13 protein-coding genes and 1 pseudogene are annotated in these 17214 nt (G+C 72.1%); 7 read left to right on the top strand and 7 right to left on the bottom strand.

Annotation, left to right across the window (positions count from 1 at the left end):
• Nucleotides 1-66 precede the first annotated feature (66 nt).
• Nucleotides 67-507 (top strand): SRPBCC family protein, encoded by a 441-nt coding sequence (locus ACFV1L_RS13370; RefSeq protein ID WP_380365442.1) that lies wholly within the window; start codon nucleotides 67-69, stop codon nucleotides 505-507.
• Nucleotides 508-563: 56 nt separating this feature from the next.
• Nucleotides 564-1910 (top strand): carotenoid oxygenase family protein, encoded by a 1347-nt coding sequence (locus ACFV1L_RS13375; RefSeq protein WP_380365443.1) that lies wholly within the window; start codon nucleotides 564-566, stop codon nucleotides 1908-1910.
• A 459-nt stretch (nucleotides 1911-2369) separates the two neighbouring features.
• Here the strand turns inward: ACFV1L_RS13375 and ACFV1L_RS13380 are convergent, their stop codons facing one another.
• From ACFV1L_RS13380 to ACFV1L_RS13390, 3 genes are all read right to left on the bottom strand, one after another.
• Nucleotides 2370-4661: a catalase gene (locus tag ACFV1L_RS13380; protein ID WP_380365445.1), complete on the bottom strand. Its 2292-nt coding sequence runs from the start codon at nucleotides 4659-4661 to the stop codon at nucleotides 2370-2372.
• Nucleotides 4662-5179: 518 nt separating this feature from the next.
• Complete coding sequence (locus ACFV1L_RS13385; protein WP_380365446.1) at nucleotides 5180-5680, bottom strand: hypothetical protein; 501 nt, start codon at nucleotides 5678-5680, stop codon at nucleotides 5180-5182.
• Between the two features lie 94 nt (nucleotides 5681-5774).
• Complete coding sequence (locus tag ACFV1L_RS13390) at nucleotides 5775-6233, bottom strand: DUF6098 family protein (RefSeq protein ID WP_380365447.1); 459 nt, start codon at nucleotides 6231-6233, stop codon at nucleotides 5775-5777.
• Nucleotides 6234-6667: 434 nt separating this feature from the next.
• On the opposite strand from ACFV1L_RS13390, the pseudogene ctaD reads away from it, so the two are divergent.
• The 4 genes and pseudogenes from ctaD to ACFV1L_RS13410 all read left to right on the top strand — a co-directional run.
• Nucleotides 6668-8272, top strand: a pseudogene (ctaD, locus tag ACFV1L_RS13395) (cytochrome c oxidase subunit I); the annotation flags it as partial.
• Nucleotides 8273-9011: 739 nt separating this feature from the next.
• Nucleotides 9012-9524, top strand: a complete 513-nt coding sequence (locus ACFV1L_RS13400; protein WP_380365448.1) for an NUDIX domain-containing protein — start codon at nucleotides 9012-9014, stop codon at nucleotides 9522-9524.
• Nucleotides 9525-9621: 97 nt separating this feature from the next.
• On the top strand, nucleotides 9622-10599 hold the full coding sequence (locus ACFV1L_RS13405) for a radical SAM protein (RefSeq protein WP_380365450.1): 978 nt from the start codon (nucleotides 9622-9624) through the stop codon (nucleotides 10597-10599).
• 17 nt (nucleotides 10600-10616) lie between these two features.
• A complete protein-coding gene (locus ACFV1L_RS13410; protein ID WP_380365452.1) occupies nucleotides 10617-11753 on the top strand; it encodes a 50S ribosomal protein L11 methyltransferase in 1137 nt (378 codons plus the stop codon).
• Nucleotides 11754-12131: 378 nt separating this feature from the next.
• Here ACFV1L_RS13410 and ACFV1L_RS13415 read toward each other — a convergent pair whose 3' ends face one another.
• The gene (locus tag ACFV1L_RS13415) at nucleotides 12132-12692 is read right to left on the bottom strand and encodes a hypothetical protein (RefSeq protein WP_380365454.1); all 561 of its coding nucleotides are present in this window, start codon (nucleotides 12690-12692) and stop codon (nucleotides 12132-12134) included.
• 314 nt (nucleotides 12693-13006) lie between these two features.
• A complete protein-coding gene (locus ACFV1L_RS13420; RefSeq protein ID WP_380365456.1) occupies nucleotides 13007-14002 on the bottom strand; it encodes a DUF5937 family protein in 996 nt (331 codons plus the stop codon).
• 225 nt (nucleotides 14003-14227) lie between these two features.
• On the opposite strand from ACFV1L_RS13420, the gene ACFV1L_RS13425 reads away from it, so the two are divergent.
• Complete coding sequence (locus tag ACFV1L_RS13425; RefSeq protein ID WP_380365457.1) at nucleotides 14228-14854, top strand: RICIN domain-containing protein; 627 nt, start codon at nucleotides 14228-14230, stop codon at nucleotides 14852-14854.
• Between the two features lie 667 nt (nucleotides 14855-15521).
• On the opposite strand, the gene ACFV1L_RS13430 is transcribed toward ACFV1L_RS13425, so the two are convergent.
• Together ACFV1L_RS13430 and ACFV1L_RS13435 are read right to left on the bottom strand one after the other, a co-directional pair.
• Nucleotides 15522-16382 carry a universal stress protein gene (locus tag ACFV1L_RS13430; protein WP_380365459.1) on the bottom strand — a complete coding sequence of 287 codons (861 nt, stop codon included), beginning with the start codon at nucleotides 16380-16382 and terminating at the stop codon, nucleotides 15522-15524.
• Nucleotides 16383-16544: 162 nt separating this feature from the next.
• The gene (locus ACFV1L_RS13435) at nucleotides 16545-17123 is read right to left on the bottom strand and encodes a hypothetical protein (protein WP_380365460.1); all 579 of its coding nucleotides are present in this window, start codon (nucleotides 17121-17123) and stop codon (nucleotides 16545-16547) included.
• Between the last annotated feature and the right edge of the window lie 91 nt (nucleotides 17124-17214).

Consider the following 17214-nt stretch of genomic DNA (forward strand, 5'->3'; position numbering starts at 1 on the left):
ACCAGCTACCGGCTACCGGCCACCGGCCACCGGCCACCGGCCACCGGCCACCGAGAGGAAACACCCGTGTTCACCGTCGACGAGAACGCACCCGTCATCGTCCGCCTGTCCACCGCGATCAACGCCCCGCTGGAGCGCGTCTGGGCCCTGCACACCGGCATCGACGACTGGCCGGTCTGGAACCCCGACATCGACCAGGCCCGCCTGGAGGGCCCGCTCACCGAAGGCTCCTCGTTCACCTGGCTCACCCACGGAATGGAGATCACCTCCACCGTCCGAGAACTGGTGCCCGGCGCCCGGATCGTCTGGGGCGGCCCCGCCCACGGCATCGAAGGCGTCCACGTGTGGACCTTCGAACAGAGCGGCGACGGCGTCGTCGTCCGCACCGAGGAGTCCTGGAGCGGCGCGCCCGTCGACGCTGCCAGCGACCAGTTGGCCGCCGCCCTGCGCGGTTCGCTGGAGGACTGGCTCACCTGCCTCAAGAACCGCGCCGAGAAGCTCTCCTGACTGACCCCAGCCCCTTTCCCCCGTTTTCCCGCACCAAGAACACGAGGAACACGAGCATGACCGCAAAGCCGTACCTGACCGGCCACTACACCCCCGTCGCCGACGAACTCACCGCCACCGAGCTGACCGTCGACGGCGCCCTCCCGCCGGAACTGACCGGCCGTCTGATCCGCAACAGCCACAACCCCAAGCCCGGCGTCACCCCCGCCCACTGGTTCAAGGGAAGCGGCATGGTCCACGGCATCCGCCTGCGCGACGGGCGCGCCGAGTGGTACCGCAACCGCTGGGTGCGCACCCCCGCCCTGGACGGCGCGCCGTACATGACCGAGAACGGTCCGGACCTGACCGCCTCCACCGCCGGCACCCACGTCATCGAGCACGCCGGCCGCCTGCTCGCCCTGTGCGAGGCCAACTTCCCCTTCGAGCTCACGCCCGACCTGGACACCGTCGGCGCCTACGACTTCGACGGCAAGCTGCGCAGCGCGATGACCGCCCACCCGAAGAGCGACCCGGTCACCGGCGAGCTGCACTTCTTCGGCTCCTCGCCGTTCCCGCCCCACCTGGTCTACTACGTCGCCGACGCCAAGGGGCAGATCACGCACAGCGCAGAGATCCCCGGCGCCGGCGCCGCCCTCAAGCACGACTTCGCGATCACTCGCAACCACGTGGTCTTCGTGGAGGGCACCGTCACCTTCGACCCCGCCGAGCACTCCGGCATCCCGTACTCCTGGCAGGACGGGCAGCCGGCCCGGATCGGTGTCATGCCGCGCGGAGCGCAGGGCGCCGCCGCGATCCGCTGGTTCCCGATCGAACCGGGCAACATGCTGCACGTCGCCAACGCCTACGAGGACAGCGCCGGCCGCATCGTGCTGGAGGGGCCGACCGTCGACCGGGAGGGCTTCCGCCTGTCCTGGAACTGGTGGGTCGGCGCGCCCGGACGCGGCAGCGAGCCCAACGCCCGCTCCTACAACCGCCGCTGGACCATCGCCCCGGCCACCGGCCACGTCGACGAGCGCGCGATCGACGACCTCGCCATCGAGTTCCCCACCCTCAACGAGGACTTCCTCGGCATCGAGAACCGCTACCAGTACGCGATCTCCTTCCCCGACCAGGACGGCTACGGCGGCTACGGCGTCGTCAAGTACGACCGCGCCACCGGCGAACGCCGCATCCACCAGGCCGGCGACGCCCGCCTTCCCAGCGAAGCCGTGTTCGTCCCCGCGGCCGGCGCCACCCGCGAGGACGACGGCTACCTCCTCACCGTCGTGTCCGACCTCAAGCAGGACGCCTCCCAACTCCTCGTCCTGGACGCCTCCCGCCTGGAGACGATCGCCACGGTGCACCTGCCGCGCCGCGTCACCGCGGGCATCCACGGCTCCTGGATTCCCGACACCACCCACTGACACCACCCGAACGCGATCCCCGGGGGCGCCCACCGCCCCCGGGGATCCGCCCGACCACACCGCCCTACCTTTCCGGCCCCGGCCCCGCCCGTGACGCCGAAGCTCCCCCGCCGCGGCCGAAACGAGCGAACGAACCCGCTCTCTCCGCGACCAGGGCCTGGGTCACTTCGAGGTACGCAGGTCGGTCCCGGCGAACCGGGCCGGGCCGGGCAGCGGCAGGCGGCCCGCGAGGTGGACGTCCGCCACGGTGAACCGGGCCAGGCCTTCCGCTCGTCGACGGTCAGCCCGGCGGGGAGCAGCCGCTGGACCGCATCCGGCGGATAGGGCCGGTGGACGAACGCCAGCCGCAGCCGGCGCATCCGCAGCGCGGGGAGGGCGATGTGCCGCTCAGCAGTTCTCGCCACCGTGCCCGGTGCCTCCCCGTGCTCGGTGCCGGCCTTTCCGCGCGCCGGGCCGGTGTCAGCGCGCGGCCTCCGTCGGCGGCGGGAAGCGGTCCCAGGCGCGGTGGGCAGCGAGCAGGCCGGTGAGGCCGTCCAGCAGCGCGCCGGTGTCGTCGGCCACCACCACGCCCGGGGCGTCGGGGGCGATGCCGGCGGCGTCCAGGGCGCGGCGCGCGGCCGGGGTCGCCCCGAGGGCCTTGGCGTGCCGCCATGCCTCGCCGAGCATCAGGACGATCCGGGGGTCGACGGGGCCGGGTGCACCGCCCGCGCCGGCCTTGGCGTCGCGTCCGGCGGTCGCGTCCGCCGCCGGGGCGGGGGCGCCGAGGAGCACGATCGCGTCGAACTCGACGGAGCGCGCGGTGGCGAACGTCCGCTGGACCGTCACCGGGTCCGTGCCTTCCCTGGTGAGCCGGCCGCCGGTGGGAGCGATGACCAGCGGCACCATGTCGGCGTCCAGGACCGCCCGGCGCAGGGACGCCAGCGTGGCGAGGTCGCCGGTCGGGTCGGCGACCAGGCCGATGGTCCGGCCGGCCACCGGCCAGGTGCGGCCGAGCTGGGACAGCGCGGGGCTCGGCACGGTGTCGCCGGGCACCTCGGTGGGCTCGGGGGCGGGCAGGCCCAGGCCCTGGGCGACCTGGGCGCACAGGAACGGGTCGATGTTGGCCAGGGTCCGCAGAGCGCGCTCCTTGACGGCCTGTTCGTAGCACTTGCCGAGCTCGAAGCCGTAGGCCGCGATGATGTGCTCGCGTTCGACGGGCGTCATGCTCCGCCAGAACAGCCGGGCCTGGCTGAAGTGGTCGTCGAAGCTGGCGGGTGCCTGGCGGACCTTGGTGGCCGCGGCCACCGGCAGCGGGTGTTCGACGAAGGCGTGCGCGTCGGTGCCGGCGAAGAACGGGCAGCCGCCGTCCAGCGAGTTGGGCTTGTAGGGGGCGACGCCGGTGTGGACGGCGTCCTGGTGGAAGCCGTCGCGCAGCATGTCGTTGACGGGCGCGTGGGTGCGGTTGATCGGGATCTGCGCGAAGTTGGGGCCGCCGAGCCGGGTGATCTGGGTGTCCAGGTAGGAGAACAGCCGTCCGGCCAGCAGCGGGTCGTCGGTGATGTCGATGCCGGGGACGAGGTGCCCGGGGTGGAAGGCGACCTGCTCGACCTCGGCGAAGAAGTTCGTCGGGTTCGCGTTCAGGGTCAGCAGCCCCACGGGCTGCACCGGGGCCAGTTCCTCGGGGACGATCTTGGTGGGGTCGAGCAGGTCGATGCCCTCGAAGGTCTGCCCGGGGGTGTCCGGGAAGACCTGGACGCCGAGCTCCCACTGCGGGAACGCGCCGGCCTCGATGGCGTCGTAGAGGTCGCGCCGGTGGAAGTCGGGGTCCGCGCCCGCGATCAGCTGCGCTTCCTCCCACACCAGGGAGTGGACGCCGAGCTTGGGCTTCCAGTGCCACTTGGCCAGACTCGTGCCGCCCTCCGCGTTCACCAGGCGGAAGGTGTGAACGCCGAAGCCCTCCATCATCCGGTAGGAACGCGGGATGCCCCGGTCGGACATGTTCCACAGCGTGTGGTGGGTGGCCTCGGTGTGCAGCGAGACGAAGTCCCAGAACGTGTCGTGGGCGGACTGCGCCTGCGGGATCTCCCGGTCCGGGTGCGGCTTGCCCGCATGGATGACGTCCGGGAACTTGATCGCGTCCTGGATGAAGAACACCGGGATGTTGTTGCCGACCAGGTCGAACACGCCCTCGTCGGTGTAGAACTTGGTCGCGAAGCCGCGGGTGTCGCGCACCGTGTCCGCCGAGCCGCGCGAGCCCAGCACCGTGGAGAAGCGCGTGAACACCGGCGTCTGCACGCCCTTCCCCAAGAACGCCGCCTTGCACACGCTGCCGGCCGCGCCGTAGCCCTCGAAGACGCCGTGGGCGGCGGCCCCGCGGGCGTGGACGACCCGCTCGGGGATCCGCTCGTGGTCGAAGTGGGTGATCTTCTCGCGCAGGTGGTGGTCCTGGAGCAGCACCGGCCCGCGCGGGCCCGCCTTCAGCGAGTGGTCGGAATCCGGCAGCCGGGCGCCCTGGGCGCTCGTCAGGTACGCACCGTCCTGCGACCGGGCCGCCGCGCCGTCCTGCGGGCCGCGTCCGGTCGCGGAGAGCGGGGCCGGGGCGCCCTGGTCCGGCTTGGGCGGCAGCGGCTCGCGCGGCTCGGTGGGCTCCGCCACCTCGGCGGGCGCGGCTCCCGGTGCCCCCGGCACCTCCGGGCGGCGGTCGGGCGCCACCGCCTCCACGGCGTCCTTCACCTTCTCGGTGATCTTCTTCATCGGCCCCGAGTCGCTCATGGCCCTCCTCGTCCAGTGTTCGGTGGACGCCGTCCCGGCGCCCGGCTCCCCCAGGACGCTATGGCTGGACGGGATTCGAATCCGTTTGCGGGCATGCCGTGTTGGCGAAGAGCCCGGGACGGAAAACGAAAGCCGAAGCGCGTGGCAGAGCCATCGGACCCTGCGTTCGGGTGGATCGTGGGCGGGGGCCGCGCCGGACCGCGAAGTGCGGTAGTCGCGGTCTCCCGGCGCATTCGGGTTCGGCAGGGGGCACGGAGTGGCTGCGGAGCGTTGTGCTCGCCTCCGCCGTGACGCCCTTCATGCTGCGGACCGCGACAGCCCGCGGGGCCCGCTGACGGAGGCGGCGGCCGACACGGCCGCTTCGGTCGCCGGGGTCCAGGACGCGCCGAACGTCGCCACGGCGGCGCGGAAATCTGTGGAGCCAAAGACCGTCATGCACTCCGGGGCGCCCGGCCGGGCACCCCGTCGGCCGGGTGCGAGGGGCCGGTCGTCCGTCGACGGCCGTGGTGCCCGTCCGGTCACGGCCGGGCGGGCAGCACTCCGGCGGCGCGCAGGCGGAATTCCTCCAGCAGGTCGGCCTGCCGATCGGCTCGTTCGGTGAGTTCGTCGAGCCGGGCACGGTCGAGCCGGGGGTCGTCGCCGAAGTGGGCGGCCAGGGCGGCCCAGAGCTGGCGCTTGCCCAGGACGCCCAGGCGGAGTGCTTCCAGTTCGACCAGGTCGGTGAGCGGGGAGCGGCGCAGTAGGGCGCCGTTCGGTTTGAGCAGGCCGGCCAGTTCGCCCGCGCGCCCGAGCCAGGCGTACGGGCGGCGTTCGGGGACGCCGAGTTCCCGCATCACCCGGCGCAGGGAGGTCAGGTCGTCGGCGATGTCCGCGGCCAGTTGCCGCAGAGCCCGGCCCTCCGCCCGTTCGGAACGGGCGGAGGCAAGCCGGCGGGCCCGGCTGGTGCCGGCCTCGGCACCGGCCAGGTGGTTGTTCAGGTAGATGGTGAGCATGCGGTGGCTGTCGGGTCGTGTCGTCATGGGCGTGTCCGCCTCTCGTGTCGCCGGAGGACGGCCCCGCCCCTCTGCGGGCGGCGCAGACGTCCCCGGGGTGCTTTGCGGTCCTGCTCGGGTCTCAGTTGTCCTCGCCCCGGCGCATGGGCCCCCAGCGGCCCGCCTGGCGGGCGATCTCCTCGTCCGCCTCGGCGATGACGTCCTCACTGATGCGGGCCAGGGGGCGGGCGCCGGTGAGGAGGGGCTCGTTGTCCGGTCCGCGGCCGGTCTCGGTGCCGGTGAGGATCCACGGGTGGACACCGGGTGCCTTGTCGCGCCGCAGGTGGGAGTAGTCGTACAGGCGGCGTGCTGCCCACAGACGCAGCGGGCGTCCCTGCCACCAGTTCTCGACGGAGAGGGAGTTGACGGACAGTCCGGGCAAGGTCTCGCGGGTCAGGTCGTCCAGGCTGCCGCCGTCGCGTGCGAGGTCCGCCCCGGGACCACGGGACCAGCGCACGTACAGCCGCCGGTCCTGGTGGGCGCGAAGGAAGTCGGCGAGGGCGTCCAGGCTGGTGATGTCGGGGTGAGGAAAGGGCGTCATGGGGTGGGGAGTGCTTCCGTGCGGCTGCCGCCCCGTCCGGACGGGGCGGGCGGTGGTCGTCCGGGCGGGACCGGGATGGGGTGGTCGGGTGGCGGGGACCGCCGCCAGCACGTCGCCGGTCGCTCATGGTCTCGCGTGCGGCCGTCATGTCGTTCCTCGTTCTCGCGGCGGAGCCCGTCTGGAGGGGCGGCTGCCCGGGTGCCGGAAGCCCATGCCTCGCCGCGCTCTGGCGGATGTCCGGGAAACGAAGACCTCGGCCCGTTGCACGAGGGTCGGCTTCAACGCACCGGTGCGCGACCGGGGCCGCGCGCGAAGGTGCTGGTAGAGGTGGCGGGTTCACCCCTGACGAGGAGCTCCTCTTGACCGTCCTGACCGGCGGCAGTCCGCCGCCCGCCCCCTCCCCCGCGCCGCCGCCCGCCCGTCCCGGACACGCGATCATCCGCTGGATCACCACCACCGACCACAAGACGATCGGCAGCCTCTATCTCGGGACGTCGTTCGCGTTCTTCCTGATCGGCGGCGTGCTCGCCCTGGTCATGCGGGCCGAGTTGGCCCGGCCGGGTACCCAGATCCTGTCGAACGAGCAGTTCAACCAGGCGTTCACCATGCACGGCACGATCATGCTGCTGGTGTTCGCCACCCCGCTGTTCGCCGGCTTCACCAACTGGATCATGCCGCTCCAGATCGGCGCCCCCGACGTCGCCTTCCCCCGGCTGAACATGTTCGCCTACTGGCTGTACCTGTTCGGCTCGCTGATCGCGATCGCGGGCTTCCTCACCCCGAACGGGGCAGCCGACTTCGGCTGGTTCGCCTACACGCCGCTGTCGGGCCCCGAGCGCAGCCCGTGGATCAGCGGCGACATGTGGGTGATGGGCCTGGCCTTCTCCGGCTTCGGCACCATCCTCGGCTCGGTCAACTTCATCACCACGATCATCTGCATGCGCGCGCCCGGCATGACGATGTTCCGGATGTCGATCTTCACCTGGAACGTCCTGCTGACCTCGCTGCTGGTCCTGCTGGCCTTCCCGGTCCTCGCGGCCGCGCTGTTCGCCCTGGAGGTGGACCGGAAGTTCGGGGCGCACGTCTTCGACCCGGCCAACGGCGGGCCGATCCTGTGGCAGCACCTGTTCTGGTTCTTCGGCCACCCCGAGGTCTACATCATCGCGCTGCCGTTCTTCGGCATCGTCTCCGAGATCCTGCCGGTCTTCTCCCGGAAGCCGATGTTCGGCTACTCCCGCCTGATCGCCGCCACCATCGCCATCGCCGGCCTGTCGATCACCGTCTGGGCGCACCACATGTTCGTCACCGGACAGGTGCTGCTGCCGTTCTTCTCCTTCATGACCTTCCTGATCGCGGTGCCGACGGGCGTGAAGTTCTTCAACTGGATCGGCACCATGTGGAAGGGATCCCTCTCCTTCGAGACGCCGATGCTCTGGTCGATCGGCTTCCTGGTCACCTTCCTGTTCGGCGGCCTGACCGGTGTCCTGCTGGCCTCCCCGCCGATCGACTTCCACGTCTCCGACTCGTACTTCGTCGTCGCGCACTTCCACTACGTGGTGTTCGGCACCGTCGTCTTCGCGATGTTCGCCGGCTTCCACTTCTGGTGGCCCAAGTTCACCGGCAAAATGCTGGACGAGCGCCTCGGCAGGATCACCTTCTGGACGCTGTTCTTCGGCTTCCACACCACCTTCCTGGTCCAGCACTGGCTCGGCGCGGAGGGCATGCCCCGCCGCTACGCCGACTACCTGGCCTCGGACGGGTTCACCACGCTGAACACGGTGTCGACCATCGGCTCGTTCCTGCTCGGCCTGTCGATGCTCCCGTTCCTCTACAACGTGTGGAAGACCGCGAAGTACGGCGAGAAGGTCAACGTCGACGACCCGTGGGGCTACGGCCGCTCCCTGGAGTGGGCGACCTCCTGCCCGCCGCCGCGGCACAACTTCACCACCCTGCCGCGGATCCGCTCCGAATCGCCGGCCTTCAACCTGCACCACCCCGAGGTCCCCGACGAACTCCAGGACGCAACTCACGATTACCACTTACCGGGTGGACCCCGACGGCACCCGCGGCCCGCAGACGACCACCGTGACCGAATCGATCACACCGCCGCTGTCCACGTACACCTGGCCCGCCTGCCGATGCCACAGGTGCCCCGGCGGCAGAAGCACCCAACGCGACGCCGCCTGACGGCCCGTGGACTCCGACGCGACCAGCGTCTACGGCATCGGCATCGGCGGCTTCTTCAACGGCGCCCGCGCGGCCCGCAACGAGACGCTCATCGCCGGGCGCACACCACCCCGATGGCTCACCACCGACCAGTTCAGCGACGAGAAGCCGTTGAACTCCTCAACTCCCGCCGGCCCACACCCGGCGGAAGGGCGCGACTGCCCCCCCAGCCGCGCCAGCCGCCCCCGGCCCGCACTACGACAACCGCGCCCCGGGGCGGCACCCCTCAGCCGGCCGGCTGTCCAACCCCCGCCCGGCGGCCCCGGGCGAGCAGGCGATACGGCCGCGTCGCCTGCGGAACGGACAGCCGGCCCCCCTCTCGGACGGCACCACACACCCACCATGTCCGGGTCGAAGCAGCCCAACTACCTCTCATCCCCCCGTGCGGCGGCACCGGCCACAGGTACGAGCAGATCTCCCGACCCGACGTCGTCGACCCCTCGAAGACCTTCACCTACCAGAAGCGCGTCACCTGCCAGTCCTGCAACGGCACCGGAAAGCTCTACTGCTGACCGGCCGCCACCACCGCCGAGACACGAAAGAACGCCAACCGTGGCACACAGCGACATCCCGAACAACGCCCACCCCCGACGCCGAGCCGGATGCCTCGGCATCGCCCGCGACGAAACAGGGCGCGTCCTCCTCGTCCGCACCCTCTACGGCAAGGGACTCATCCTGCCCGGCGGCGGCGCCAACGAAGACGAACCCTTCGACGAAGCGGTGCGCCGCGAATTCGCCGAGGAAACCGGCCTCCACGTCCGCCTCTGGGCGCTCGTCGCCGTCGACCAGGTCCCCGCCAACCCCGTCACCGGATCCTGCGAAGGCGTCAACTTCGTGTTCGACGCCGGCGAGTTCACCGAACAGCAGAAGGCCGGCATGCGCGTACCGTCCGGAGCCGTCTCCGAAATCGCCGGCTTCGAGTGGCTGCACCCCGACGAACTCGCCACGCACCCCGAGGTCTCCGACGGCACCGCCCGCCGCATCGCGCAAGCCCTCGACGCGATGAAGCACGGCATGTGGCTGCCGCTGCTCCACGAAGGCCGGCCCGCGCCGGCCGCCGCCTGAGACTCCGCTCCGGCGGCCGTGCCACCGCTGTCGGCCGCCGGAGCGGCCCAGCACCGACCCCCTTCGCTCACCTCAACCCGAAGGAAGGACAACCATCATGACCGCGATCATGGAACGACCCCAGGGGGCGGCGTTCACCGCGCCCGCCTCGGTCGAACTGGAGCTGACCGGCAAGTGCCAGCTCTCCTGCACCCACTGCTACAACGAGTCCGGCCCCGACGTGCCGCACGGCACGATGACCCTCGACGACTGGAAGAAGGTCATCACCGAATGCGCCGAACTCGGCGTACGGCTGGTGCAGTTGATCGGCGGCGAGCCCACCGCCTACCCCGGCTGGTCCGACCTGGTCGACCACGCCCTGGCGCTGAACCTCAACGTCGAGGTGTTCACCAACCTCTTCCACATCACCGAGAAGGGCTGGGCGGTGCTCTCCAAGCACGGCGTCCGGATCGGCACCTCGTACTACTCCGTCAACGCCGGCGAACACGACCGCGTCACCAACGTCCCCGGCAGCCACGCCAAGACCCGCGCCAACATCGCCAAAGCCCTCAGCCTCGGCATCCCCCTCCGCGCCGGCATCGTCCGCTGCCACGACGGGCAGCTCGAACAACTCGCCATGCAGGAACTGCAAGCGCTCGGCGTCCAGAGCATCACCCTCGACGACGCCCGCCACGTCGGCCGAGCCGGCGGCGGCCAGCCGCCCACCCTCGACGCGCTGTGCGGGAACTGCACCCGCGGCCGGCTCGCCATCCTCCCCGACGGCCGCGTAGCGCCGTGCGTGATCGGCCGCTGGCTCGACTCCGGGAACGTCAAGAAACCCGGCGGACTCGCCGCGGTCCTCGGCAGCACCGAGTGGGCGAACGTCGCCGCCAGCATCCCGCCCAAGCGCACCGCCACCGCCGGCTGCACGCCCAACGACTCCAACGACTGCAACCCCGCGAGCACCGAAGCATGCTCGCCGGCCTACGGCACCGCCCCGCCGCCCACCACCTCGCTCATGGAGTGCGCGCCCCACGACGACAGCCAGCAGTGCCCGCCGACCAACTCCTCGTGCAACCCCGCCCACGGCCTGTAGAAAGGAGGGTGACCCTGATGGACTGGACGAAACACGCCCGCGGTCTCGCCGAACAGACCACCGACCCGGACTCCCGCTGGCGACACCCCGTCAGCGAAGTCGCCCGGCACCTGCTGGTGCCCAAGTGGTGGGAACCCGCAGAAGCCGGCGGCTGGCGGCTGATCGACGGCATGAAGGACCCCGACCTCTGGCACAGCCGCGCCTACGGCCACCAGTCCATGGTCACCAGCGTCGGCGGACTCCACGCCGACCACGCCACCCCGGACGACAACCCGGCCGGGCGGCCCACCAGTTCCGCCACCCTCACCGCGCTCGTCGTCAAGATGCTCCGGCACGCCCGCATCGGCGACGACCACACCCTGCTCGACGTCGGCACCGGAGCCGGCGGACTGACCGCCATCGCCTCCATCAGGCTCGGCGACCGCCGCGTCACCAGCATCGACGTCGACGAGTACCTGACCCGCGCGGCAAGAGACCGCCTCGACGAGGAAATGGGACTCCGGCCCCAGTTCCTCACCGTGGACGCCACCGGTCCGATCCCCGGCACCTACGACCGGCTCGTCGCCACCGTCGCCGCCCGCCCCATCCCCGCCTCCTGGCTCCAGGCACTCCGGCCCGGCGGACGCCTCGTCACCACCATCGCCGACACCGCGCTGATCCTGACCGCCTGGAAAGACCGGGACGGCGGCGCCACCGGTGTCATCGAACGCGACTGGGCCGGCTTCATGACCACCCGCCACGGCCCCGACTACCCGCCAGGACTCGACGGCATCTTCAAGACCGCCCGCGAAGCCGACGGCGAACACGTCGCCGCCTACCGGTATCCCGTCGCCGACATCCGCAACAGCTGGGAGATCTGGTCGATGCTCACGATCACCACGCCCGGTATCGAAATCGACTTCGACGAACGACCCGGCCGGCGCACCGCCTACCTCGCCCACCCCGACGGATCGTGGGCCCGCGCCGAAGCCGAACGCTTCGAGCCGCCCACCGTCCACCAGGCTGGGCCCCGCCGACTCTGGGACGGCCTCGAACGGATCCGGAACTGGCACGCCGTCGAAGGCGGCCTGCCCCTCTACGGCTGCCCGGCAAAGATCGACCCCGACGGAAGAATCCACCTCAGCCGCGGCCGCTGGTCCGCGACCATAGACTGAGCACGAAGACCTGCCGGCCGGCGAGCCCCAACCCATTGCCCGAGGCGCGCCGGCCGGCGCTTCGCTGCCGCTACGCATAAACACCGCCCACGCGGCGCATGAATATCCGCCGGATATGCACCGGCGGCAACCACCGCCCGCCACCGCCGAGCCGACCGATCAAGCGCCGAACCGGTGCCCAACAGCATTCATCGCCATAGCGTCGGAAAGGCCGAAATCCGCAGCTCAACCGCCACTCGCCTGCGGATTTCGCGGATAGAGAGAAGCCTCTCGCTGCTGCTCAACGCCCACCAGTTTCTGGCCCGGGGTCGTCCCCTCGGGGACTCGCTACCAACTCCCACAAACTGTTCTCCCCCCTGGTTGGCCACCAGGGGTTTTTCATGCGTCAGCTCTGCTCCCTGTCAGCGCCTTGAGCATGTCGGCCCACGTCCACCACGGGAACGTGATCTTGCAGGGGCCGGTGCCGGGGGCGCCGGCGCAGCGGACGACGGTCCCGGAGTCGATGCTGCGGTCGACGGCGAGGGCGCCGCCGCAGTCGCACACCATGTCGGTGAAGTGCTGCTGCTGGTGTTGGTAGCCGATCAGGATTCGGGCCCGGCGGACGATCGGCCGGAGGTCGGCGGCCAGCTCGCGGGCTTCGTCGTCGTCTTGGGAGGCTGCGGCCAGGGCGCGCAGGTTGGCCGTCACGTCGCTGTGCGCGCCGCCGAGCCACGCCTTCGAGTAGGCGTAGGCCACGTCGGTGAGCTTCGACATGATCTCGTCGGGCTGCTGGAGATTGCCGGGCATGCGCGAGGACGGCTTGCTGTTGCTGCTGCCGCCGGTGTTCGTGTCGGTTGTGCGGGCCGGCGCCTCATAGGCTGCGGCGGCGAGCTGTTCGATCAGCGGGCGGTGGCACCGGTTCTCGGCGCGCTGCTCCGGCCCGAGACCCGGCATCGCCACCGAGGCCCCGTTCGTCGTCGCCGGATTCGCAGCGGCGATCTGGTGCGAGGCCGTGAACGACGCCCCGACGCCCTCTCCTTCCTCCTCCTGCCCCGCCTTCCCGCCCTCGCCGAACGCGCCTGGACGGGCCTGGACGGCCGGGCCCGGGCGGCCGGGACGACCTGCGCAGCCGCCTCGGCGCACAGGCGGCGGCATGGCGCCGCCCGGGCACGCGTGGGTCCCGGCGCCCTCGGTGGAGTGGATGCGGCGTCCACCCGCCCCGACCGGCGGCGGGACCCGGACGCCCGACCCGCCCTGACGGGTCGTCGGCACCGTCACCAGCTGCGTTCCAGCAGGGCGAGGGCGGTCGGGGTGACGGTGTGGAGGGCGGTGTTGCGGTCGCGGAGGGTGGTGACGAGGCCGGCTTCGCGCAGGACGGTGGCGTGCTGGCTGGCCCCGGAGGCGGTGATGCCCAGGGCGCCGGCGAGTTCGCCGGTGGTGCAGCCGGGGCGTTGGGCGATGGTGTGCAGCACGGCGGCGCGGGTGCGGCCCAGGAGGGCGGACACCGGTGCGGGGGCGGAGTCGGCGGCGGGCCTGGGGACGAGGAAGGGGCCGGCCGCCGGGTCGTAGTGGGCCGGATAGGTCAGGACGGGCCGGGGTTCGGTGTCCGGGTCGACCAGGGGTGCGTGGGTGGCGAACACGGAGGGCATCAGCAGCAGGCCCCGGCCCTCCAGGTGGACGTCGCCCTCGATGCCGGACAGCAGGTCCACTTCCAGGACCGGCGGCCGCCAGCGGATCCGCGGCGGGTACAGCCCGTTCAGCAGCCGTTCGACGCCGCCGTGCAGCATGTGCCGGGCCCGCAGCGCCCGGTCGGCGGCGAGGCCGGCGCTGACCTGCGGCCAGTACGGTGCCAGCGCCGCCGAGTGGACCTGCCCGAGGGTGTCGGCGAGTTGGCGAAGGAGGCTCGGGTCCTCGCCGAGGTGGTGCGTCCAGGCGGGCAGGCCCTGGTGGTCGGCGATGGCGGCGAGGGAGGCGCGTATCCGGGTCCGGGGGGTGGCGGCGACCTGTTCCAGCAGTTCGGGCAGGGGGCCGCTGCCGGCCGGGCTGAGGAAGGCGGGTGACCAGCCGTGTACGGGAGTCAGGTCGAGCACCATGCGGGCCCGTGGGGTGAGGCGGGCGCGGGTCGCGCGGCGCCACGCGCCGAAGCGCAGGTCGTGGTTGCGGTCCTGCAGGACGCGCAGGGCGATGCCCAACTCTTCGAGCGGCCGGGCGGTTTCGGCGACCCGGGTGCGCGCCAGGTCCGCGCTGGTGAAGTGGAAGCGGTAGACCATCCGTTCCCCCCGTTCCCTCTCCTGGCTGCGGCGGCAGCAGGTCTTGTTTCGAGCATGCCACGAATTTCGCCCAATTCGCCCTTGTTCAGCGGACGTTGAAACAGGAGGACCGTTCCCGGCGCCGACGCCGATGCTGGTGCGGGAGAGGCGGACCGGGCAGGCGGCGGTCCGCACCCCGTCGCCCGCCCAGGAAGTGGGCCGGGCCCCGGACAGGAAAGGACAGCAATGTCTCGTGTCTCCAAGCCCCTCGGTGCCGTGATCACCGTCCTGCTCTGCGCGCTGGCGGTCCCCGCCTACGGCGCCCCGAGCACCACTGCCCAGCCGGACTCGCGGGTGGACGCCGGCTCGGCGGGCCAGCGGCTCACGCCCGACGAGGTGAAGGACCTCGCGCGTCTGGCGCCGGCACAGTTCGCCCGTGCGCAGGAGTCGCTGTCGCGTTCCTCGGCGGCTGCCACCTTCTACCGGATCGTCAACGACGGCAGCGGCCGGTGTCTGGCGATCGGGTCGAGCAGCACCGACAACGGTGCCCACGCCATCCAGTGGGAGTGCCTGGAGAACAGCCTCGGGCAGATCTGGTACGACGACGGAGACCACATCGTCAACTTCAACAGCGGCAAGTGTCTGGCCATCGGGTCGAGCAGCACCGACAACGGCGCCCACGCCATCCAGTGGGAGTGCCTCGACAAGAGCCCCGGCCAGGTGTGGTACCGCAGCGGATCGCAGATCGTCAACGGGCACAGCGGCAAGTACCTGGCGATCGGTTCGAGCAGCACCGCCAACGGCGCCCACGCCATCCAGTGGGAGGCGACCGGCAGTCTGGGACAGAGCTGGTACCAATGGCCGGTCGCGTGACCGGGTGTCAGACTCCGCTGCCGTACCGGTCTCGGTGAGCAGGTGAGCATGGGTACGGATGCGGCGGCTCGGTCGGGCGGTCTTCGGTCTGCCCGTGCATGACGACAGGGCCTCCGGTGCGGCTCGGGTTCTCGACACCCCGGGCACGCGAGGGGGCCCTGTCGTCGCCGTTCGACGCCCTCGCACCGGCCGGTGCCGACTCGGCCCTGCCGGCGACGGTCGGCGCGGCCCTCTTCGCCGTAGTGACCGAGCTCGGTGATCGGCGCGGCACCGCACTCGGGCATGTCCGCCTCCCGGTCGACGTGGAGCCGGCGGGCCGGTGGGCCGCAGCGGGCGGGGTGGTGAAGGCGGGCCGGTCGCCCCGCTGCCGCAGGCGCTGCTGACGGGTCCGGTGGTCCGCCCAGGCCCAGCCGGCTCCGAACATCAGCCCGCCGGCGTCGCCCTCGGCACAGGGGGAGAGGTTCCCCGTCCGGAAGGACCTCTCCTCCAGCAGTTCAGGGGGCACAGACCGGACCGCAGGGACCGTTGTGGTGGCCGGCTGTCCGTGCGGGACATCCGCGTCGTTGGTCACGCGGGCCACCGGGCGGCGGAGCGTCAACCCCACAGCGACCGGCGACCGGATCGCCGGCGTGCCGGCCCGAGAGGGCGACGGCGCGGGGCGGCGGTCTCAGTCGTGCGGGACGACGGCGACCGGGGCGGTGCAGTGGTGGATCGCGGCATGGGCGACGGCGCCGAGCCGGGTGCCGAGACGGTGCTGCCGGCGGCCCACCACGACCAGGTCGGCCTGGGCCGAGGCGGCAACCAGCGCGTGCGCGGCGCCGCCGGTCCTGGTCTCGGCGACGGCTTCGACGCCGGGATGTGCCGCCCGGACCGGCGCGAGCGCCTTGGTCAGCACGTCCATCAGCTCGGCGCCGCGGAGTTCGACGTCCTCCTGCGGCGGCATCCAGCCTGCCGCGGTCCAGAACGGGACCGCCTCCCATCCGTGCACGGCCCGCACTCGCGCTCCCCGGCGCTCGGCCTCGGCGAACGCGAACTCCAGCACCGCCGCGGAGGATTCACCGGCCACGCCCACGACGATCTCGGGACGGTCGGCGGCGCCGGCAGGAGCTGCGGGCGCGCCGTCACGGACCAGCACCACCGGGGTGGTGCTGCGGGCGGCCACGGCCAGGCCGACGGAGCCCACCAGCAGGCCGGCGAAACCGCCGAGGCCGCGCGAGCCGAGTACGACGAGCCGGTGCTCCGCGGCACGGGCGAGCAGGGCGTCCGCGGGGTCGTCGGCCACCGCCTCGGTGACGACGTCCAGCCCGGGGTGGGTGCCGCGCAGTCGGTCGGCAAGGCCTTCCAGCTCCTCCAGGGCGCCGCGGTGGGGAGCCGCCGCGGGCCCGTCGCTCCAGGCCGAGCCGAGCCAGGGCCAGGCGTGCACGATCCGCAGCGGCTCGCCCTGCCGGGCCGCGTCGGCGGCGGCCCAGCCGACTGCGGCTTCGGACCGCGCCGATCCGTCGAACCCGGTGACGATTCCGTGGCCCATGGCCGTTCCCTTCGGTCGGACGGTGACCCGGTGTCCCGCCTCCGGGATCCATGCTGCTGCTCGCGGCGGCCGCCCCGACAGGACCCGACGGTCCCTCGCGAGGACCCAAGGTCCTTCTTCGCAGCAGGACTTGGCATGGGTCCGGGTGGCGTCGGCGGGTGTTCAGCGCAGCCAGCGGCGGAACCGGACCACCGGCAGGGCGGCCCACTGCCGTCCCAGGCCCCATCGGTCACCGGCCTGGGTGGCCGCGAGGACGATCAGCAGGAGGGCATAGACCATGTGGTAGTCGACGACCGGGTTGGTCGATCCGCTGGGCGCCCCGCCGGCGAGGTGCCGGGCGGGAGGCCACTCGGCCGCCCACATCATGGCGAGCAGCAGCGTTCCCGACACCGCCGCCGGACGCAGCGCCACCCCCGCGATCAGGGCCGCACCGATGCCCAGCAAGCCGAGCATGAACAGCCAGTCCGCCCACGGCTGGCCGGCCCAGGCGTGGAAGGTGGACCGGAGCGGACCGGCCTCGACGTGGCTGAGGAAGCCCTTGGTCGGCGAGCCGCCCTCGACCCAGGCGTTGGCGGACTTGGTGGAGTAGCCGAGGCCGAAGGCCTTGTCGAGGAAGGCCCAGAGGAAGACGGACCCGAGGGCCATCCGCGCGGCGGCGAGTGCACGCCCGGCGGTCTCCTGGCCGGGGCCCGCGGTGCGGGGGTCGGTGTGGGCGGGGGTCGGTTCTGCGGTGGACGTCATGGCGGTCTCCTCACGTGCGCGGTCGGCCAGTCAGGAAGCCCTGGATGGCGTGGGGTTGGAACTCCGTCCGGTGGACGGGGCGGCCCGGGAC

The sequence above is a fragment of the Kitasatospora sp. NPDC059646 genome (assembly GCF_042734615.1).
GTDB lineage: Bacteria > Actinomycetota > Actinomycetes > Streptomycetales > Streptomycetaceae > Kitasatospora.